Below are 20,833 nucleotides of genomic sequence, written 5' to 3'. Positions count from 1 at the left end.
GGAGTACCTGCGCAAGGGCCGGGTCAGGGTAAAAGCTGCGCCGCAGGTTCGTCGACCCGGTGGTCTGACGAATCTGCGCTGGGCTTTGAATCCGCTAAAACATTGATCCAGCACGGCAAATTCCTTTTTTCAATCGACGACACTGCGAGGAAAACATTTCGCGGTGTTTCCTGGCGACCGTATATCGACAAAGATCGCGCTCGTTCCGTGTGACTTCTAGTCTTGCGATTCAGACTTTTTCCGGAAATTTCCGCCGGTTTTGCCTGTGCGAAATTTAACCAGCCTACGCTGTAACGGCCGGTTCACGGCACTTATGCTGGCACAAATGTCACAATCGAACCGCTTGGGACGCCAGTTTCAAATAAAAAAGCTCATGCCGATTAGGCATAGGGTAGGCGTTTACGGCATTAGACGGCGCCACCTTGCATCGGAATAGTTGCGCCTTTTTTCGCCTGCCGAAGAGCCATAAACACGCGCTTCGGGGCACCTTATACGGAGGCAGATGCACAGACTTTTCCGCTGATGAGCGTTCCAGTTCCTGCATGTGCCTGAGTCAAACGCAAGTAAGGGTAAAGATAATGAAGAAGGCAAAAATCAGCCTCGCCTGGCAGATCCTCATCGGTCTGATTCTGGGGATTGCAATTGGTGCGTTGCTCAACCACTTCAGTGCCGAAAAGGCCTGGTGGATCAGCAACGTCCTGCAACCGGCAGGCGATATCTTTATCCGTCTGATCAAGATGATCGTGATCCCGATCGTCATTTCCTCGCTGATCGTCGGCATCGCTGGCGTCGGCGACGCCAAGAAACTCGGGCGTATCGGCCTGAAGACGATCATCTATTTCGAGATCGTCACCACCATCGCCATCGTTGTCGGTCTGGTGCTGGCCAACGTGTTCCATCCGGGCACCGGCATCGACATGAGCACCCTGGGCACGGTGGACATCTCCAAGTACCAGGCGACCGCCGCCGAAGTGCAGCATGAACATGCATTCATCGAAACCATCCTCAACCTGATCCCGTCGAACATCTTCGCGGCCATGGCTCGCGGCGAAATGCTGCCGATCATCTTCTTCTCCGTACTGTTCGGTCTCGGCCTGTCGAGCCTGCAGTCGGACCTGCGCGAGCCGCTGGTGAAGATGTTCCAGGGCGTTTCGGAAAGCATGTTCAAGGTCACCCACATGATCATGAACTACGCCCCGATCGGCGTATTCGCACTGATCGCGGTGACCGTGGCCAACTTCGGCTTCGCCTCGCTGCTGCCGCTGGCGAAACTGGTGATCCTGGTTTACGTCGCCATCGCCTTCTTCGCGTTCGTCGTGCTGGGCCTGATCGCCAAGCTGTTCGGCTTCTCGGTGCTCAAGCTGATGCGCATCTTCAAGGATGAGCTGGTACTGGCCTACTCCACAGCCTCCTCGGAAACCGTGCTGCCACGTGTCATCGAGAAAATGGAAGCCTACGGCGCGCCGAAAGCCATCTGCAGCTTCGTGGTGCCGACCGGTTACTCGTTCAACCTCGATGGCTCGACCCTGTACCAGTCGATCGCGGCGATCTTCATCGCCCAGCTGTATGGCATCGACCTGTCGATCAGCCAGCAACTGCTGCTGGTGTTGACGCTGATGGTCACCTCCAAAGGTATCGCCGGCGTACCGGGCGTGTCTTTCGTAGTGCTGCTGGCCACTTTGGGCAGCGTCGGCATTCCACTTGAGGGCCTGGCGTTCATCGCTGGTGTCGATCGCATCATGGACATGGCGCGTACTGCACTGAACGTGATCGGTAATGCCTTGGCAGTGCTGGTTATCGCGCGCTGGGAAGGCATGTACGACGACGCCAAGGGTGAGCGTTACTGGAACTCCCTGCCGCACTGGCGCAGCAAGGAAAAACTGCCGGCTGGCGAAATTTCCAAGAACTGATGCAAAACCCTGTGGGAGCGAGCCTGCTCGCGAAGACGGTGTATCAATCTACAGAGATGTTGAATGTGCCGGCCTCTTCGCGAGCAGGCTCGCTCCCACAGTGATTGATGCAAGCCCCACCAACAAACCCCGGAGCAATCCGGGGTTTGTCGTTTCTGGCGACCCCGCTATCATTCGCCGCATTCTTCGGGGGATTTGACTGATGCTTAATGGCCTGTGGCTTGGCTTCTTCATCGTTGCAGCCGTGTCGGCGCTGGCGCAGTGGCTGATCGGCGGCAACGCTGGGATCTTCGCGGCGATGGTGGAAAGCATTTTCGCCATGGCCAAGCTGTCGGTCGAAGTCATGGTGCTGCTATTCGGCACCCTCACCCTCTGGCTGGGCTTTCTGCGCATCGCCGAGAAAGCCGGGATCGTCGAGTGGCTGGCCAAGGTGCTCGGCCCGCTGTTTCTGCGGCTGATGCCGGAAGTCCCCGCCGGCCACCCTGCCCTAGGCCTGATCACGCTGAACTTTGCCGCCAACGGCCTTGGCCTGGACAACGCCGCCACGCCGATCGGCCTGAAAGCCATGAAAGCGCTGCAGGAGCTCAATCCCAGCTCCACCATCGCCAGCAACGCGCAGATCCTGTTTCTGGTGCTCAACGCCTCGTCGCTGACCCTGCTGCCCGTGACCATCTTCATGTACCGCGCCCAGCAAGGCGCGCCGGATCCGACGCTGGTGTTCCTGCCGATTCTGCTGGCGACCAGTTGCTCGACTATCGTCGGTTTCCTCTCCGTAGCTTTCATGCAACGCCTGCGCATCTGGGACCCGGTGGTCCTCGCCTATCTGCTGCCCGGCGCGCTGATCCTTGGCGGCTTCATGGCCCTGCTTGGTACGCTTTCTGCGACAGCACTGGCGGGATTGTCGTCGATCCTCGGCAATCTCACGCTGTTCGGCCTGATCATGCTGTTTCTGCTGATCGGCGCGCTGCGCAAGGTCAAGGTGTACGAGGCGTTCGTCGAAGGCGCGAAAGAAGGCTTTGATGTGGCAAAGAACCTCTTGCCGTATCTGGTGGCGATGCTCTGTGCGGTTGGCGTGCTGCGCGCCTCTGGTGCGCTGGATTTCGGCCTGGACGGTATTCGGCATCTGGTCGAGTGGGCCGGTTGGGACACGCGCTTCGTCGATGCGCTGCCGACGGCGATGGTCAAACCGTTCTCCGGCAGCGCCGCACGGGCGATGCTCATCGAGACCATGCAGACCTCCGGCGTCGACAGCTTCCCGGCGCTGGTCGCGGCGACGGTGCAGGGCAGTACCGAAACCACGTTCTATGTGCTGGCGGTGTACTTCGGCGCGGTGGGGATTCAACGCGCACGGCACGCGGTGGGGTGTGCGTTGTTGGCTGAGTTTGCCGGAGTGGTGGGCGCTATCGGGGTCTGCTACTGGTTCTTCGGCTGAGCAAAATTCCCATGTGGGAGCGAGCCTGCTCGCGAAGACGGAGTGTCAGTCAACGCTTAAGTGACTGATACACCGCTTTCGCGAGCAGGCTCGCTCCCACAGGGATTGTGGTGTGTCAGCGCGGTTGCGGGGCCAGTTTCTGCCCTTGCTCTACGGCCCATGCCACAACCTTGGCCGTAAGGCGATCACTGGCCTGACCAAACCCGGCGACCACCGCTGGCACCTGCACATCGCTCAACGGCTGGCGCTCTTCAAAACGGCGGCTGGCGAGGATGCGCTGGTCATAGCCGCGCACCAGCAACGCATCGACCCGCATCACAACGCCGGCCTGGGTGCCCTGATATTCGGTCTGAAACGCCTGCAAACTGCCGCCCAGTTCCAGATCCGCCTGGAAGTTGCTGTCGTCGGTGCTCAGCAGCGTCACTCGACCATCCCGCGCGAAGCCATCAAGCAAGCGATTGCGCAGCAGCACCGGCGCCGGATCGCTCCAGCGCGAGCCCTTGTAGCTGCTGATCACATCGCCCTGCGGGATCACGGCAATGCTCGGCCGGTTCAACGCTTCGCTGGCCTGCAATTTATTCAAGCGCAGCGACCACGGCTGAACCGTCGCCGGGCTGGCCGAGGCGGGCGCCGGTGCAGCGGGCAGGCGGTAGACGTCCGAAGGTTCCGACTTGGGCAAGATCGAGCACGCGCCGATCAGGGTCAGGCCAGCGCCGAGCAGGGCGATTCGAGTCAACTTCATGGGGTGAATTCCTTGTTCTTGTCGCTGCCCAGCAGGTAGCCGCTGGGGTTGGCCTCGAGGCGTTGGGAAATGGCGCGCAGCGAGGTCAGCGTCTCGCGCAGTTCGCGAATCGCCGGGGCCAGGCCGTTGAGGCCCTGCATGCCGTTATCCAGCGAATTCTGGTTTTTGCTGAGCAAGCCGTTGATGGTCACGCTGCTTTGCTCCAGCGACTTCATCGCCTGTTCGGCGCTGCCCAAGGCCTGCTTGCCCTGATCATTGAGCAGGCCGTTGGCGTTGCGCATCAGCAGTGAGGTCTGCTCGAGCATGCTGCCGGCCTGTTTGCCGACGGTCGCCAGTTGCTGCATGGCTTGTTTGATGTCGCCGCGCTGGTCATTGATGGTGCCGGTGGTCTGTTCCAGATGGGCAAGGGTCTTGCTCACACGCTCGACGTTTTCCGCGGAGAACATGTGGTTGGCGTTCTGCAGCAGGGCGCTGATGCCGGTCATCAAGTCGCTGCTGTCGTTGAGCAGACGCGAGATAGGCGAGGGCGAGGCGACCAGAGTTGGCAACTTGCCGTCGTGCCCGCGCAATTTCGGGCTCTCGGGTGTGCCGCCGCTGAGCTGGATGATCGAGGTGCCGGTGATACCGGTCAGCGCCAGTTTGGCCTGGGTGTCTTCCTTGACCGGCGTGTCGCCCGCCAGACGAATCCGCGCCAGCACCCGGCGCGGGTCCTGCGGGTCGAGGCGCAGGCTGACCACGTCACCGACCTTGATCCCGCTGTACTGCACCGAGCTGCCCTTGGACAGACCGCTGACCGCCTCGTTGAACACCACTTCGTAATCCTTGAACTCGGTGTCGACGCTGGATTTGGCCAGAAACAGGCCGAAGAGCAGGGCGCCGGCCACGACGATCACCGTGAACAGGCCGATCAACACATGATGGGCTCGGGTTTCCATATCAGACCTCGTTGAGCTGTTTGGCGGCGTCCAGCGCCGAGCGGCCGCGCGGGCCGTGGAAGTATTCGTGAATCCACGCGTCGGCGGTTTCCGAGACGTCGTCGATAGGGCCGGCAACCAGCACTTTCTTCTGCGCCAGCACCGCCACGCGATCGGTGATGGTGTACAACGTGTCGAGGTCGTGGGTGACCAGAAACACACTCAGACCCAACGCATCACGCAGGGTCAGGATCAATTGATCGAACTGCGCCGCGCCAATCGGATCGAGACCGGCGGTGGGTTCGTCGAGAAACAGAATGTCCGGATCCAGCGCCAGGGCCCGCGCCAGCGCCGCACGCTTGATCATGCCGCCGGACAGCGACGCCGGGTATTTGTCCGCCGCCGACAACGGCAGCCCGGCCAGCGCCAGTTTCACCGCCGCCAGATGCTCGGCGTCGTGACGGCTGAGGCCGGCGTGTTCGATCAGGGGCAGGGCGACGTTCTCGGTCACGGTCAGCGACGAGAACAGCGCGCCTTTCTGGAACAGCACACCGAAGCGGCGTTCGATCAGCGAGCGTTCATGCTCGGCCAGGTTCGGCAGGTTCTGGCCGAAGACTTTGACCATGCCTTCGCTGGGCCGATTCAGCCCGACAATGCTGCGCAGCAGCACCGATTTGCCGGTACCGGAGCCGCCAACCACGGCGAGGATCTCGCCCTTGTACACGTCCAGATCAAGGTTCTCGTGCACGCTCTGCGGGCCGAAGCGATTGCACAGGCCACGAACTTCGATCACCGCCTCCGAGGGCGCGCGGGGTAGACGACTCACCAGCCCATCTCCATGAAAAACAGCGCAGCCACCGCATCAAGCACGATCACCACGAAAATCGACTGGACCACGCTGGAGGTGGTGTGCGCGCCGACCGATTCGGCGCTGCCGCTGACCTTGAAACCTTCCAGGCAACCAATTGCCGCGATCAGGAAGGCGAAGATCGGCGCCTTCACCAGCCCGACCAGAAAATGCTGAATGCCGATGTCCGATTGCAGCAGCGAGAGGAACATCGCCGGCGAAATGTCCAGCGACACTGCGCAGACCACACCGCCACCGACGATCCCCGAGAGCATCGCCAGAAACGTCAGCATCGGCAGCGCCACCAGCAGCGCCAGCACACGCGGCACCACCAGCAATTCGATCGGGTCGAGGCCGAGAGTACGGATCGCGTCGATTTCTTCGTTGGCCTTCATCGAGCCGATCTGCGCGGTGAATGCACTGGCGGTGCGCCCGGCCATCAGGATCGCCGTGAGCAGCACGCCGAATTCGCGCAGGAACGAGAAGCCGACCAGGTCCACGGTGAAAATCGTCGCGCCGAAACTGGCCAGCACTGTGGCGCCAAGAAACGCCACCACCGCGCCGACCAGAAACGTCAGCAGGGCCACGATCGGCGCGGCGTCGAGACCGGTCTGCTCGATGTGCGCGATCATGGGTGTGATGCGCCAGCGCTGGGGCCGCAACAGACCACGGGCGATGACTTCGAGAATCAGGCCGACGAAGCCGAGCAGTTGCATCGTGTCGGTCCAGACCTTGTCCACCGCGCGGCCAATGCGCGTCAGCAGTTGCACGCTGACGCTGATTTCCGGCTCCTTGATCGGCACGCAGAAATCGCTCAGCGAGCAGTACACGGTTTGCAGCAAGGCGCGGTCGGCAGTTGAAAGGGTGCAATCGGGGTGTTCGGCGGTTTTACCCAAGCGCTCGGAACCGAGCAGCTCGACCAGCAACGAGGCGCCGGCGGTGTCGAGGGCACCGAGGCCGTTCAGATCGATGGAAGTGTTGGCATCGTACTGGCCGCGGAGCTTTTCGCTCAGGTGCTTGAGCGCGGTGTAGTGGGCGAGCGTCCAGTCGCCGCTGACGCGCAGGCGGGCAGGGCTGAACGCGGTGTCCAGGTGGGCACTGCCGGGGGTTGGGCTGCTGGTCATAAGCTCCGTGCTTGTACGGCCGTTACGAGATCCTACGTAATAGCACGAACCGGATTACTTTTCTTTGGCCGGTGTGCTGTCGGTGATTGCGAAACGCAGCACGCCGATCAACTGCCCGTCCTCGGTCAGCACCCGCACCTGCCATTTGCCCGCCGGGTTGCCGGGGAAGTTCTGCTTGTGCGTCCACGCCCGGTAGCCTTCCTTGCGCCCGCCATGGATGTCGAGGGCGATGCGGTCGACCTCTTTGCCGTTGAAGGTCCACACGTGATAAATCCGCTCGTCGAGACCGCGCGGCGCGTTGATCGCAGTGTAGGCGTAGAGCCCGCCGCTGCGGATCTGCTCGGCGCTGACGGTTTCGAGGCTGGCGCCGGGGGTGCGATCCTGCAGCTGCGTGCTGATCGCCACGTCGGTCATCCACAGCGTTGCCGGCGGCACCCACGAACGCAGCGCCCAACCGACGCCGCCGATGCCGACTGTGATGAACAGAATCGCCAGGGCATTGCGCACCGTGCGGATCGGGAAGATCGATGCCAGGCTCGGGAACGACAGCAGCACGGCAATCCCCAGCGCCCATTTGAAACTCTGCGCGGTGGTCAGGTGCATGATCACCGGCAGCGCGGTGAGCAGGGCGGCGAACAGGGTCAGGGTGTGCAGCGCGAGAAACGCCCAGCGCCGTGGCGCCAGCCATTTGTAGTACAGCGGATCGACGATAGAGATCAGTGCAGCAACGCTGAGCAGGCCGGTGAAGACAAACTGGCCGCTGTTCCACGTGGTGGTGATGAAGAAGAACGGCAGGACGAAAAACAGGCTTTCCTGATGGATCATCTGCGTCGCGTAGCGCAGCAGCGGCTGGGGAATCTCGCGTTTAAAGATTTTCGTGAACAGGCCGGTGAGGGTGTTTTCCAGCATCAGCCAGATCCAGCTGAGCAGCATGATCACCGTGATCCAGCTGGCCAGCCCCTGTTGGCGATCGACGAGGATGAAACTGCCGACCCCGGAAATGAAACCACCCGCCGCGATCAACCCGGGGTAGCGCTTCATCAGCTCGAGAAGGCGCTGGATAAGGAGGGTCAGTTTTGGCATTTTGGCGGTTCACGACGATATGGGGAAAATCCCGGAAAGGTTAACGCCGCATGCCCCCTGTGGCGAGGGGATTTATCCCCGATCGGCGGCGCCGCCGTCGTAGATCCTGCAAGCGAATTTTGTCTGGCTATACCGAGCTGCCCTTATTGGGGCTGCTGCGCAGCCCATCGGGGATAAATCCCCTCGCCACAAGTGCTGACTCACCACAGGATTAATGGCTTCCAGCGATTTTGTGGCGACGATACACACGCCAGCCGATCAACATCAGCAGCACCAGCCCCACCCCACCTGCAGCCAGCCACAACACTTGATCATCACTGATCAACGGCTTCTCGATCCGGATATACCCCGGCTGCAACAGCAGCTCGCGCATCGCCTTGTTCGCCGCTTCCAGCGTCACCCCTTGCAACTCCCGCGCGGGATTGGCAAAGCGGCCATCCTGATAGTCGGCCAGCGCGCTCCAGTAATAGTCCGCCAGCGCGCTGTTGCCCTGCACGGCCCAGGCTTGGTGAGCAATGGCGGCTTGTTTGATGCGGGCGAAAGTGCTCGGGTCGAGGCCGTTTTTCAGCAGGTCGGCCTTGAGGTCTTCCAGCACTTGAATGGCTTCGTCGACGTCATCGCGATCCAGGTCAGCGTTGAGGCTCATGAAGCCGACACCACCGAACACTTCGCGCTCGGCCCACGGCCCGTACGACAAGCCATGGTTGAGACGAATCTGCCGGTACAGCGCCCAGTCGAGGTAATCCTTGAGAATGTCGAAAGTCTGGTCGTACTGATCGTCGAGCACCGGTTCCGGCACCAGCCAGTGCAGCTTGGCGCTGTCGCCGATAAAGCCACGGGTAAGGGTGCGTTCATGGGCGGCGCTGGTGCGGATGTCCGGCAGCGCCCGGTGTTCGCTCGGCTCGACCGGCTCGAGCTCGCCCCAAGTGCGCTCGAGATAGGCCGGCAGCAGTTTGTCGAGTTCGCCGACGACGATCAGGGTCATGTTGTTCGGCGCGTACCAGGCCTTGCGCACCGTCTCCAATTGCTCTTGGGTCAGATGGCCGACCTCGGCGCGCTGTGGGCATTTCAGACCCAACTCGACAGCCAGCTGATTGCTCGCGGTATGGCCGAGGTCCTGACGGTCGAGGAAACGTTGCAGCCTGGTGTAATGCCCGCCGTCCTCACGCTCGACCACTCGTTTCGCCGCGTTGATTGCGTTGTCGTCAATTCGAGTCTGGGTCAGCAGCGCGAGCAGCAGGTCGAGCACCTTGCGCTGGTTTTTCGCCGGGGCCTCGATGACGAACGTGGTGTCGGCATTGCTGGTGAACGCATTCCAGTCCCCGCCCAGCGCCTGCATGCGCTCTTCCAAGCCGCCTTCGCCGGTGGCGTCGATACCGCTGAACAGCAGGTGTTCGAGCAAATGCGGCAGCTCTTTTTCGTCGCAATCGAAGTCATCGAGGCCAACGCCGACCACCAGCCGGATCGCCACATGCCCGCGTTCGGTGCCGGGCTTGAGCATCAGTTGCAAACCGTTGGGCAGCGCATAGCCTTCGACCTGAAAGCGATCCAGGGCAAAGGCAGGCAGGGAACCGAGCAACAGACAGGCGAACAACAGGCAACGCATAACAGGCTTCCATACGGCTGATTTGGAGATCCGTGTCGTCAGTCAGGGCCCCATCGCTGGCAAGCCAGCTCCCACAAGGATCTGCGGCGCTTACAAAACCCTGTGGGAGCTGGCTTGCCAGCGATGACGGTCTCAAGGCTGAACCACTGTAACTGACTGACCCCAGCCTCAGACGTTCAAGGCGAATGCGTAATGTCGGCCATGTCATCCACCGCCAGCGCGCCGGTGTCCGCCGTTTCCAGCACCACATAGGCGCTGCTGCAGAACAGCGAATTGAGCCGTTTCATGTCGGCGATCAACTCCAGATGCAGCGAGCTGGTCTCCAGACTCTGCACGATCTTGCGTTGCAAACGGCTGACGTGCGCATGGGCCAGACGCCGTTCCTGCGCACGAAAGCGGCGTTTCTCCCGCAACAACTGCCGCGCGCTTTCGCGGTCGCCGCTGAGAAACACCGACAGGCCCAGGCGCAGGTTGGCGATCAGTTGCTGTTGCAGCCCGGCAAGATCTTCCAGGCCCTCTTCGGAAAACGAACGGCGCTGCGACGTCTTCTGCTGCTGGATCTTGCGCAGCATTCGCTCGATCAGGTCGGCGGCGAGCTTCAGGTTGATCGCCAGTTCGATGATCTCGGCCCAGCGCCGACTGTCGTGCTCGCCGAGATCCTCGCGGGGCATCTGCGCCAGATACAGCTTGATCGCGCTGTACAGCGCCTCGACGTCGTCGGTCAGGCGGCGCATTTCCTGAGTGACGGCGGTCTGCTTGCCGCGCAGCACATCGAGGGAGGCATCGAGCATGTTGTCGAGCAGATCGCCCATGCGCAGGGTTTCCCGCGCGGCGTTGGCCAGCGCCAGGCTCGGCGTGACCAGCGCGGTCGGGTCGAGATGGCGCGGTTTGGCGGCGCCTTTGACCTCCGGCCGCTCCGGCAACAGCCAAGCACAGAGCCGCGCCATCGGCCCGACGCTGGGCAGCAGGATCAGGCAGCGCGCGGTGTTGTAGAGCAGGTGGAAGCCGATGACCATTTCCTGCGGGCTGAAATCAAGGCCGTCGATCCAGTGCACCAGCGGGTCGAGCACCGGGATGATCAGCAGCAGGCCGATCAGTTTGTACAACAGACTGCCCAGCGCAACCTGGCGGCCGGCGGCGTTCTGCATGCTGGTGCTCATGAACGCGAGGATGCCGCTGCCGATGTTGGCGCCAATCACCAGACCGATCGCCACCGGCAAGCTGATCACCGCAGCCCCGGCCAATGTAGCGGTGAGCAGCACGGCGGCGAGGCTGGAGTAGGAAATCATCGCGAACAGCGCGCCGACCAGGGCGTCGAGAAGAATGTCGCCGGTCAGCGAGGCGAAAATCACCTTCACCCCTTGCGCGTGCGTAATCGGCGCGGCGGCCTCGACGATCAATTGCAGGGCGAGAATGATCAGCCCCAGCCCGATCGACACCCGACCCATCTGCCCGAGCCGCGTCTGTTTGCGCGACAGAAAGAAAATCACCCCGAGGAAAATCAGCAGCGGCGACAGCCACGACAGATCGAGGGTCAGCACCCGCGCCATCAGTGCGGTGCCGACATCGGCGCCCAGCATGGTCGCCAGCGCCGGGGTCAGCGCCATCAGACCTTGCCCGACAAACGAAGTGACCAGCATCGCCGTAGCGTTGCTGCTCTGCACCATGGCGGTGACGAGAATACCGGCGATGAACGCCAGCCATTTCTTCGACATGTTCTGGCCGATGACATGTCGCAGATTGGTGCCGTAAACCCGCAGGATGCCGGTTCGGACGATGTGCGTGCCCCAGATCAACAGGGCGACGGCGGACAACAGATTGAGCAGGGTGAGCATGCAGACCCCCTGTAGTAGCAGCGCCCCAGAGGGGCAAGTGGACGGCACCGCGCGGTTTCTACGTTCTTGATACTTAAGCTGTAGTTGGCTAACGGTCTCGGCGCCAGCATTGCACAGCTAAAGCGTGGATTGAAACAAAAGTGTCATGAAAACAGATGCATCCGCCCACTGCATCCGACATGCATTCCACTGTGTTGCCCAAAACAAAGTGGGAGCGAGCCTGCTCGCGAAAGCGGTGGGCCAGCCAACATTGTTGTCGACTGGCACTCCATCTTCGCCAGCAGGCTCGCTCCCACAGGGGTGTAGCGTGCCGCTGGACTACCGGGTTACTGGCCCGGAACATCCTTGCGCAGTTTCACCGGATCCTGTTGCTGTCTCTTCTTGGCCATCGCGCCGCGCAGTTTGATGTTGATCGCTTCCACCGCCAGCGAGAACGCCATGGCGAAGTAGACGTAGCCTTTTGGCACGTGCACGTCGAACGATTCGGCGATCAGCACGGTACCGACCACCAGCAGGAAGGACAGGGCGAGCATTTTCAGCGACGGGTGCTTGTCGATGAATTCGCTGATCTTGCCCGACGCCAGCATCATCACCAGCACTGCCACGACGATCGCCGCGACCATGACCGGAACGTGGGAGACCATGCCGACGGCGGTGATCACCGAGTCCAGCGAGAAGACGATATCGATGATCGCGATCTGGATGATGGTGTAGAGGAAGTTGCCGCCCTTGCCCGATGGCGCGTCGTCGCTTTCGTCTTCGCCTTCCAGCGCGTGGTACATCTCCTGCGAGCTTTTCCACAGCAGGAACAGGCCACCGAAGAACAGGATCAGGTCGCGACCGGAAATGCCCTGGCCGAACACTTCGAAAAGATCGGCAGTGAGGCGCATGACCCAGGTGATCGACAGCAGCAACAGGATCCGCGTGACCATGGCCAGGCCAAGACCGAAGATCCGCGTGCGCTGCTGCATGTGTTTGGGCATGCGGCTGACCAGGATCGAAATCATGATGATGTTATCGATACCGAGGACGATTTCCAGGGCGGTCAGGGTAAAGAAGGCAACCCAGATTTCGGGGTTGGTCAGCCAATCCATGTGTATTCCTTTGAGCAATTGTTGAACCGGAAAAGGTCCGGGCTTCAAACCGCGAAGCCGGGACCCGTAACGGTGAGTCTTGGGCTTATAGAGTGCTGAACATCGGGAAAGTCCCCAACAGCAGTGCAGCAATCAGAATGCAGATGCACACCAGGATCGCCCATTTCAGGGTGAAACGCTGGTGATCACCGAAATCGATGCCGGCCAGCGCCACCAACAGATAAGTCGACGGCACCAACGGGCTCAGCAAGTGGACGGGCTGGCCGACGATCGAGGCACGGGCCATTTCCACCGCAGTGATCCCATAGTGGCTGGCCGCTTCGGTCAGCACCGGCAATACACCGTAATAGAACGCATCGTTGGACATGAAGAAGGTGAACGGCATGCTCACCAGTGCCGTGATCACCGCCAGGTACGGGCCGAGGAAATCCGGAATCACCGCCAACAGGCTCTTCGACATCGCATCGACCATGCCGGTGCCCGACAGGATACCGGTGAAGATACCCGCCGCAAAGATCAGCCCGACCACTGCCAGCACGCTGCCGGAATGCGCCGCGACACGATCTTTCTGCATTTGCAGGCATGGGTAGTTGACGATCATGGCGATACTGAACGCCACCATGAACAGCACCGGCAGCGGCAACAGGCCACCGATCAGCGTGCACATCAGGCCGAAAGTCAGTGCGGCGTTGAACCAGATCAGCTTCGGACGGCGTGCGTCAGGGAATTGCGAGACGCTGATTTCACTGTGATCGATCTCGTCGCCGACCAGATGCAGCTCGCCGAGACGGGCGCGTTCACGCTTGCCGTAGAAGTAGGCAATCACCAGGATCGCCACGACACCGGCGGCCATGGCCGGGATCATCGGTACGAAAATGTCCGACGGATCGACATGCAGGGCACTCGCCGCGCGGGCGGTCGGGCCGCCCCACGGGGTCATGTTCATCACGCCACCGGCGAGGATGATCAGACCGGCCATGATCCGCGGGCTCATGCCGATGCGGCTGTACAGCGGCAGCATGGCGGCCACACAGATCATGTAAGTGGTCGCGCCGTCACCATCGAGGGAAACGACGAGCGCCAGAACGGCGGTACCGACCGAAACTTTCAGCGGGTCGCCCTTGACCAGTTTGAGGATCTTGCGCACGGCCGGGTCGAACAGGCCGGAGTCGATCATCAGGGCGAAATACAGAATGGCGAACATCAACATCACGCCGGTCGGCGCCAGTTTGGTGATGCCTTCAAGCATCATCGGGCCGATTTTCGGCGCGAAACCACCGAACAGCGCGAACAGGATCGGGATGATGATCAGGGCGATCAGCGCGGACAGGCGCTTGGTCATGATCAGGAACATGAACGTGATGACCATGGCGAAGCCAAGGAAAGTCAGCATGGGAATACTCCAGGCGTAGCGCGGCTAATGGAATGAGCGGATCGGGCGGGATCAGCGCAGAACGGGAGGCGCGAGGCGTACGGGCGGAGTGACCAGCAGGAAGCGGGAGAAACGGCGGGTTGCAGAAGACATCAGAATCACCATTGTTGTTGTTAATTGGGCCGGGCCTGTGGAAAAAACACAGGGCTTGGGCCAACCGGTCTGTTGCCGGGAGTGGGGCGATCCTAATCGGGGAAGCTTTCAGCTACCTTTCGCGAGCGAAAGCGATCAATGAATGATCAACCGGCGGTCGGATGCAACGACAGCCAATGAATACGGGGTTGGTAGCGATGCGGATAAACGGACAGTCAGCGCTGGCTGGCGGTCTGGACACATCCGTTATCAGTTCAGCGCAAGTAACTGGTTAAAAAATCGACAGATTCAGCGGCCGCACCGCGCCCATCCAGATCGCGTGTTCGGTGTGGTCAAGCAAGTCATCGCCAGTCTCCGGATGCAGGAATACCACCAGGCCCTTGCGGTTGAGCGCCAGCCATGGCAGCACTTCGCCGATCAGCTCGGGACCGAAAGCCAGTTGGCAGCTCCACTCGGGATGCGGCCCCACCGGGCGTTCGTGCACGCGACCCATTTTCAGCGCAAACAACTGCGCGGCCTGTTCGCACAAGGCCCGCGCTTGGTCGATGGTTTGCGCGTCGAAATAGACATGGGCGTGATAGCCCTTGATCCCTTGCATCGTGTCGCCTCTCAATCGGTTCGAACCCTTGGCTGTTTCCACCGTCACAGGTCATATAGGACAACTATAAGGAAAACAGCCATGAAAAATGCCGAGACCCCAGTGGTCAAAGTGGTGCTTTATGGTGCCATGGCCAGCTTGGGCGGTGCATTGATGGCTGAATTGCTCCGTCGCCAACACGAAGTCATCGCCATTCTCGACGATCTCACCGCACTCGCGCCGCGTCCGGGGTTGCGCACCAAAACCGGCGATCTGTTCGATGCCGAGCGGGTCAATCAGAGCGTCGCCGGCAGTTCGGCGGTGATCTGCCTGCTGGACGCTCCGGGGTTGCCGTTCAGCAGCGACCACGTTGAGCGCTCGGTGACGCTGGGGCCGGTGGAACAAGTGCTGGCAGTCGACGCCTTGGTTGAAGGTTTGCAACTGGCCAGCGTGCCGCGCCTGTTTCTGGTCGGCAACTTCGGTGTGCTCGACGAGCCAGAAAATGACGAGCGTCTGCAACGTCACGCTGCCGAAGAAATCCTCGAGGCGGTACAAAGCAGCTCACTGCGCTGGACCTTGGTCAATGCGCCGCATGGCGTGGCCGGGTTGACCATCGAGCACTTCAGTCAGGTCGGCGGCAATCTCGAACCGGGACTGGCCGAACCGCTGGAGCGATTGAACCGCGTGGCGGTGGGCATCGCCGACGAGCTGCGGTTGAACCTGCATGTGGGGCAGCATGTGAATTTTGTGGCGGCTTCTGATTCGTAAAAGATCGTCCGAAGGCTCGGGCCGCGATCGGATGATCTTTTGCTCTTCACACCGCAATCGAGGGCAGGGCCAGACCGTTAAGCGATTCGGCACTGCTGGCCTGTTCCGCCATTAACCAATCAACAAATTCCTGAATCAACGCACCCCGACGTTTGCGTTGCGGCAGCACAACGTAATAGCCAAGGCGCGACAGCGTGGTTTCCGCCAGCGGCCGGCACAGCAAACCCTGCACCAGCAAGTTATCCACAAGGTGCCGCCAGCCAATCGCCACGCCTTGTCCGCCAATCGCCGCCTGAATCAGCAAGGTGTAATTGTCGAAGCGCAATTGCCCCGGCGCTGGCGGCGTAGTCAGGCCCAACTGACGAAACAAGCCACTCCAGTCGAACCAGTTGCTGCTGTTTTCCCCACGCAGATGCAACAGCGGAAATTCCAGCAGTGCCTGCGCGGGCAGCGGCAATGAACGCTCCTTGAGCAGCAGCGGACTGCACACCGGGAACACCTCTTCGCTGAACAGCCAGTGGCTCTCGCCCTGCTTGAATCGACCATCGCCAAACAGGATCGCCACGTCGATGTCGGTGCGCAGCATGTTGTGGTTGCGCTCGCTGGTGACCAGGCTGACATCGATATGCGGATTGGCCTCGTGAAAGCGGTGCAGGCGCGGCATCAGCCAATAAGCGGCGAAAGCGAAATCCGTGGCCACTTGCAGCACTTCATGTTGCTGCTGAGTGCTGATTGCGCTCAATCCTGCGTCGATATTCTGCAAACCGAGGGTAACTTGCTCGAACAGCAGGGCGCCAACCTCTGTCAACTCGATACCCCGGTAAATCCGGTCGAACAGGCGCGTACCGAGCTGCTCTTCCAGACGTTTCATTTGCTGGCTGATCGCCGGCTGCGTGGTGCCAAGCTCCACCGCAGCAGCGGTAAAACTGCGATGGCGGGCCGCCGCTTCAAAAGCGCGCAGCAGATCGAGGGAAAGGTCACCGAGGGCGTCATACATAAGCTGTACTTATCCTAGTCATTGTCCGGCGCGGGCTTTACCGGAACAGGCATGGAATCCATGCTCGATCGCAGCACTCTCGCATAAATATTCAACATGGAATGCCGCGATCACATGAAGCGCAAGAACATTCTTTTCATCATGGCCGATCAAATGGCCGCGCCAATGTTGCCGTTCTACGGCCCATCGCCGATCAAACTGCCGAATCTGTCCCGCCTCGCCGCCCAAAGCGTGGTGTTCGATGCTGCCTATTGCAACAGCCCGCTGTGCGCGCCGTCGCGCTTCACCCTGGTCAGTGGCCAGTTGCCGAGCAAGATCGGCGCCTACGACAACGCGGCTGACTTTCCTGCCGACATTCCGACTTACGCGCATTACCTGCGGCGTCTCGGCTACCGCACCGCGCTGTCGGGCAAGATGCATTTCTGCGGGCCGGACCAGTTGCACGGTTATGAAGAACGCCTGACCAGCGATATTTACCCGGCCGATTACGGTTGGGCGGTGAACTGGGACGAGCCGGACGTGCGGCCGAGCTGGTATCACAATATGTCTTCCGTGCTGCAAGCCGGGCCGTGCGTGCGTACCAATCAGCTGGATTTCGACGAAGAGGTGGTGTTCAAGGCGCAGCAATATCTGTTCGATCACATTCGCGAGGACGGCGAGCAACCGTTCTGCCTGACCGTGTCGATGACCCACCCGCACGATCCGTACACGATTCCCAAGGCTTTTTGGGATCTGTATGACGATGCCGATATCCCGTTGCCTACAGCCTTGAACCAAGACGATCTCGATCCGCACTCGCAACGTCTGCTCAAGGTTTACGACCTGTGGGACAGGCCGCTGCCTGTGGATAAGATCCGCGATGCCCGTCGCGCCTACTTCGGTGCTTGCAGCTATATCGACGCCAATGTCGGCAAACTGCTGCAAACCCTTGAAGAAACCGGGCTGATCGACGACACCGTCATCGTCTTCTCCGGTGACCATGGCGACATGCTCGGCGAGAAGGGCCTCTGGTACAAAATGCACTGGTTCGAGATGGCCGCGCGAGTGCCGCTGCTGATCAGCGCACCAGGACAATTCGAGGCGGGCCGGGTCAGCGCCGCGGTTTCCACCGCCGACCTGCTGCCGACGTTCGTGGATCTGGCCGGTGGCACGCTTGAGCCGGGCTTGCCACTGGACGGTCGTTCGTTGCTGCCGCACCTGCAAGGGCAGGGCGGGCATGACGAGGTGTTCGGCGAATACATGGCCGAAGGCACTGTCAGCCCGCTGATGATGATCCGCCGGGGCGCCTACAAATTTATCTACAGCGAAAGCGACCCGTGCCTACTCTTCGATGTGGATAACGATCCGCGCGAAGAAGAGGAACTGAGCCAATCGCCGCAACATCGTCAGCTGTTCGACGATTTTCTCGCTGAAGCGCGGGCCAAGTGGGACATTCCGGCGATCCACCGGGACGTACTGGCCAGCCAGCGCCGACGCCGTTTCGTCGCCGATGCGTTAACCATCGGCAAGCTGAAGAGCTGGGATCACCAGCCACTGGTCGATGCCAGTCAGCAGTACATGCGCAACCACATCGACCTTGATGATCTGGAGCGCAAGGCCCGTTATCCACAACCCTGCCAAAACCAATAACGTTAAGGGGAAGTCCATGCGCAAGTTATCCACAGCTGTCACCGTTGGCCTGATCGCATTGAGCAGCGCCTCGGCCTTCGCCGAGCAAAGTTGCGAAACCGTGAAGATGGCCGATCCGGGCTGGAGCGACATCGCCGCGACCAATGCCATCACCGGATTTCTGCTGGACGGCATGGGCTACAAGGCCAAGATCGACACCCTCGCGGTGCCGATCACCTTTGGCGGCTTGAAGGATGGCCAGGTGGATGTGTTCCTCGGCAACTGGATGCCGGCGCAGCAGGGCTTCTACGACAAATTCATCGCCACCGGTGATGTGACGCAATTGGCCAAGAACCTCGAAGGCACCGAATTCACCCTCGCCGTCCCCGACTATGTCTGGGAGGCGGGTGTGCATGATTTTGCCGACCTGAACAAATTCGCCGACAAGTTCGACAAGAAGATATACGGCATCGGATCAGGCGCGCCGGCGAACATTTCGTTGCAGGAGATCATCAAGAAGAATGACTTCAACATGGGCCAGTGGAAGCTGATCGAGTCCAGCGAACAGGCGATGCTCGCCGAAGTGTCGCGGGCGGTGAAGAAACAGAAATTCGTCACCTTCCTCGGCTGGACCCCGCACCCGATGAACGTGCAACTGAAAATGCGTTACCTCAAGGGCGGCGAAAAATACTTCGGCGACACTGGCAACGTTTTCACCCTGACCCGCAAGGGCTACGCCGAGGCCTGCCCGAATGTGGGCAAGTTGCTGACCAATCTGGCATTCACCCAGGACATGGAGAACAGCATCATGGCCGAGGTGGCGAACAAGAAGGTCAGCAATGCCGAAGCGGCGAAGGCGTGGATCAAGGCCAATCCGGCGGTGCTGGACAAGTGGCTGGATGGGGTGAAGACCGTGGATGGCAAGGATGCGTTGGTGGCGGTGAAGGCCAAACTGTAATGCTATCTGACTGTCGACCACTTACCTGTGGCGAGGGGATTTATCCCCGATCGGCTGCGAAGCAGTCGCAAGATCCGTGAACTCGATATACCTGACTCACCGAGAACTCTGGGTTTGGGGCCGCTTCGCGGCCCATCGGGGATAAATCCCCTCGCCACAATGATTGCCGTGTCCTGATAGGCTTGCCTGAAAAACCCAACCGCGAGGACCCATGGCCTTCCCCAGCCGCCATTCACTTTTTCCTTTCCTGAGCTGGTTGCCACGGCAAACCCGTGCCAGCGTCGGGCGGGACCTGATCGTCGGCCTCAGCGGTGCGATTCTCGCCTTACCCCAGTCGATTGCCTACGCACTGATTGCCGGGCTGCCACCGGAATACGGACTCTACGCGGCGATCATCCCGGTATTGATCGCGTGCCTGTGGGGTTCGTCATGGCATCTGATCTGCGGCCCGACGGCGGCGATTTCCATCGTGCTGTACGCCAGCGTCAGCCCGCTCGCGGTGCCGGCTTCCGAGGACTACATCACCCTGATCCTGCTGCTGACGTTCCTCGCCGGGATTTTCCAGTGGTTGCTCGGCTTGCTGCGCTTTGGCGCGCTGGTGAATTTCGTTTCGCATTCGGTAGTGCTCGGCTTCACCCTCGGTGCCGCCGTGGTGATCGCCATCGGGCAATTGCCCAATCTGCTCGGGCTGGAGTTGCCGGCCAACACCACCGCGCTCGCCAGCCTGATGGATCTGCTACGACATCTGGGGGCTGTGGATAAGCCTTCGCTGATGCTCGGCGTCGCCACGGTAATCGTCGGCGTGACCCTGAAAAAACTTCTGCCGCGCTGGCCGACGCTGTTGCTCACGCTGGTGCTGGCCAGCCTGCTGGTGTGGATCTGGCCGGCGATGTTCGGTCATGTGCATCTGGTCAGCGCTTTCGTCGGACGCCTGCCGCCGCTGAGCGCCTTGCCGCTGGATCTGGAGGTGATCCTGCGCCTGCTGCCGAGCGCGGTGGCGGTGGGCATGCTCGGGCTGGTCACCAGTCTGTCGATCGCCCGTTCGATATCGGCGCGCTCGCAACAGTTGCTCGACGCCAATCAGGAAGTCCGCGCACAGGGTCTGTCGAACATTGTCGGTGCGTTCTTTTCCGGGTCGCTGTCAGCCGGATCGTTTACCCGCTCAGGTCTGAGTTATGAGGCGGGTGCCTGCTCGCCGCTGGCCGGAGTGTTCTCGGCAATCTGGGTGGCGCTGTTTGCGGTGTTCGGCGCGGGGCTGATCGCGCACATTCCGATCCCGGCCATGGCCGGCAGCATCCTGTTGATTGCCTGGGGTCTGGTCGATCACCGGGGCATTCGCGCTTTGCTGCGAGTCAGCCGTGCCGAGTTCGTGGTGATGGCCCTGACCTGTCTCGCGACCTTGCTGCTGGAATTGCAGACGGCGATTTACGCCGGGGTGCTGGCGTCGTTGTTCTTTTACCTCAAGCGCACCTCGCAACCACGGGTGCAGCATTGGCGCGACGGTGACGACGATGTGCTGCGGGTGGGCGGTTCGATCTTTTTCGGCGCCAGCCATTACCTGCAAGTACGCCTGCAACGCCTGCATGGCGCGCGGGTGGTAATCGAGGCACAGCAGATCAACTTCATCGATTATTCAGGGGTAGAGATGCTGCATCAGGAAGCGCGGCGCCTGCTGGGCCAGGGTCGCAGCCTGACCTTGCGCCGGGCGCGGCCGCCGGTGGTGGAGGAGTTGCGCAAACTAGAAGGGGCGGAGAAGTGCCCGATCAGGTTTGAGGATTGAGCTGATATCGGTGGTGATGCGATTCGCGAGCAG

Annotated in this window: 17 protein-coding genes; 6 read left to right on the top strand and 11 right to left on the bottom strand. The window is 60.9% G+C overall.

Annotated features, from left to right (window positions below; translation table 11 throughout):
- Positions 1-578 precede the first annotated feature (578 nt).
- Both gltP and OK411_RS01425 read left to right on the top strand, forming a co-directional pair.
- Positions 579-1,910, top strand: a complete 1,332-nt coding sequence (gene gltP, locus OK411_RS01430) for a glutamate/aspartate:proton symporter GltP (RefSeq protein ID WP_024014978.1) — start codon at positions 579-581, stop codon at positions 1,908-1,910.
- Positions 1,911-2,112: 202 nt separating this feature from the next.
- Positions 2,113-3,342, top strand: a complete 1,230-nt coding sequence (locus OK411_RS01425) for a nucleoside recognition domain-containing protein (protein WP_024014977.1) — start codon at positions 2,113-2,115, stop codon at positions 3,340-3,342.
- 115 nt (positions 3,343-3,457) lie between these two features.
- Here OK411_RS01425 and OK411_RS01420 read toward each other — a convergent pair whose 3' ends face one another.
- The 10 genes from OK411_RS01420 to OK411_RS01375 form a co-directional block, all read right to left on the bottom strand.
- Positions 3,458-4,084, bottom strand: coding sequence for an ABC-type transport auxiliary lipoprotein family protein (locus OK411_RS01420; RefSeq protein WP_264364307.1), 627 nt, complete (start codon positions 4,082-4,084; stop codon positions 3,458-3,460).
- Entirely contained in the window at positions 4,081-5,019 is a 939-nt protein-coding gene (locus tag OK411_RS01415; RefSeq protein WP_016772359.1) for an MlaD family protein, read from the bottom strand. The genes OK411_RS01420 and OK411_RS01415 overlap by 4 nt, the downstream gene beginning before the upstream one ends.
- A gap of 1 nt (position 5,020) precedes the next feature.
- Positions 5,021-5,824, bottom strand: coding sequence for an ABC transporter ATP-binding protein (locus OK411_RS01410; RefSeq protein ID WP_122612880.1), 804 nt, complete (start codon positions 5,822-5,824; stop codon positions 5,021-5,023).
- A complete protein-coding gene (locus OK411_RS01405; RefSeq protein ID WP_264364306.1) occupies positions 5,821-6,969 on the bottom strand; it encodes an ABC transporter permease in 1,149 nt (382 codons plus the stop codon). The genes OK411_RS01410 and OK411_RS01405 overlap by 4 nt, the downstream gene beginning before the upstream one ends.
- Before the next feature lie 54 nt (positions 6,970-7,023).
- Positions 7,024-8,052: a DUF5924 family protein gene (locus OK411_RS01400; RefSeq protein WP_125927317.1), complete on the bottom strand. Its 1,029-nt coding sequence runs from the start codon at positions 8,050-8,052 to the stop codon at positions 7,024-7,026.
- Positions 8,053-8,263: 211 nt separating this feature from the next.
- Positions 8,264-9,658, bottom strand: coding sequence for a M16 family metallopeptidase (locus tag OK411_RS01395; protein WP_264364305.1), 1,395 nt, complete (start codon positions 9,656-9,658; stop codon positions 8,264-8,266).
- 176 nt (positions 9,659-9,834) lie between these two features.
- A complete protein-coding gene (locus OK411_RS01390) occupies positions 9,835-11,493 on the bottom strand; it encodes a Na/Pi cotransporter family protein (protein WP_264364304.1) in 1,659 nt (552 codons plus the stop codon).
- A 326-nt stretch (positions 11,494-11,819) separates the two neighbouring features.
- Positions 11,820-12,587, bottom strand: a complete 768-nt coding sequence (locus OK411_RS01385) for a TerC family protein (RefSeq protein WP_122698793.1) — start codon at positions 12,585-12,587, stop codon at positions 11,820-11,822.
- Between the two features lie 85 nt (positions 12,588-12,672).
- Positions 12,673-13,980, bottom strand: coding sequence for a CitMHS family transporter (locus tag OK411_RS01380; RefSeq protein ID WP_073470799.1), 1,308 nt, complete (start codon positions 13,978-13,980; stop codon positions 12,673-12,675).
- Between the two features lie 403 nt (positions 13,981-14,383).
- Positions 14,384-14,710 carry a DOPA 4,5-dioxygenase family protein gene (locus OK411_RS01375; protein ID WP_206421314.1) on the bottom strand — a complete coding sequence of 109 codons (327 nt, stop codon included), beginning with the start codon at positions 14,708-14,710 and terminating at the stop codon, positions 14,384-14,386.
- 81 nt (positions 14,711-14,791) lie between these two features.
- Between OK411_RS01375 and OK411_RS01370 the strand changes: the two genes are divergently transcribed.
- The gene (locus tag OK411_RS01370) at positions 14,792-15,457 is read left to right on the top strand and encodes an NAD(P)-dependent oxidoreductase (protein ID WP_016772367.1); all 666 of its coding nucleotides are present in this window, start codon (positions 14,792-14,794) and stop codon (positions 15,455-15,457) included.
- A gap of 46 nt (positions 15,458-15,503) precedes the next feature.
- Here OK411_RS01370 and OK411_RS01365 read toward each other — a convergent pair whose 3' ends face one another.
- Positions 15,504-16,454 (bottom strand): choline sulfate utilization transcriptional regulator, encoded by a 951-nt coding sequence (locus tag OK411_RS01365; protein ID WP_016772368.1) that lies wholly within the window; start codon positions 16,452-16,454, stop codon positions 15,504-15,506.
- Between the two features lie 114 nt (positions 16,455-16,568).
- Here OK411_RS01365 and betC point away from each other — a divergent pair, with 114 nt between their 5' ends.
- The 3 genes from betC (at position 16,569) to OK411_RS01350 (ending at position 20,800) form a co-directional block, all read left to right on the top strand.
- The gene (gene betC / locus OK411_RS01360; protein ID WP_217879089.1) at positions 16,569-18,083 is read left to right on the top strand and encodes a choline-sulfatase; all 1,515 of its coding nucleotides are present in this window, start codon (positions 16,569-16,571) and stop codon (positions 18,081-18,083) included.
- Positions 18,084-18,099: 16 nt separating this feature from the next.
- Entirely contained in the window at positions 18,100-19,020 is a 921-nt protein-coding gene (choX, locus tag OK411_RS01355; protein WP_217879088.1) for a choline ABC transporter substrate-binding protein, read from the top strand.
- A gap of 211 nt (positions 19,021-19,231) precedes the next feature.
- Positions 19,232-20,800, top strand: a complete 1,569-nt coding sequence (locus OK411_RS01350) for a SulP family inorganic anion transporter (protein ID WP_122698791.1) — start codon at positions 19,232-19,234, stop codon at positions 20,798-20,800.
- The last annotated feature ends 33 nt before the right edge of the window (positions 20,801-20,833 follow it).

The sequence above is a fragment of the Pseudomonas sp. RG1 genome, from assembly GCF_025910115.1.
GTDB lineage: Bacteria > Pseudomonadota > Gammaproteobacteria > Pseudomonadales > Pseudomonadaceae > Aquipseudomonas > Aquipseudomonas atacamensis.
The sequence above is the reverse complement of the archived record's forward strand: the minus strand, read 5'-3'. Positions and strand labels throughout refer to the sequence as shown.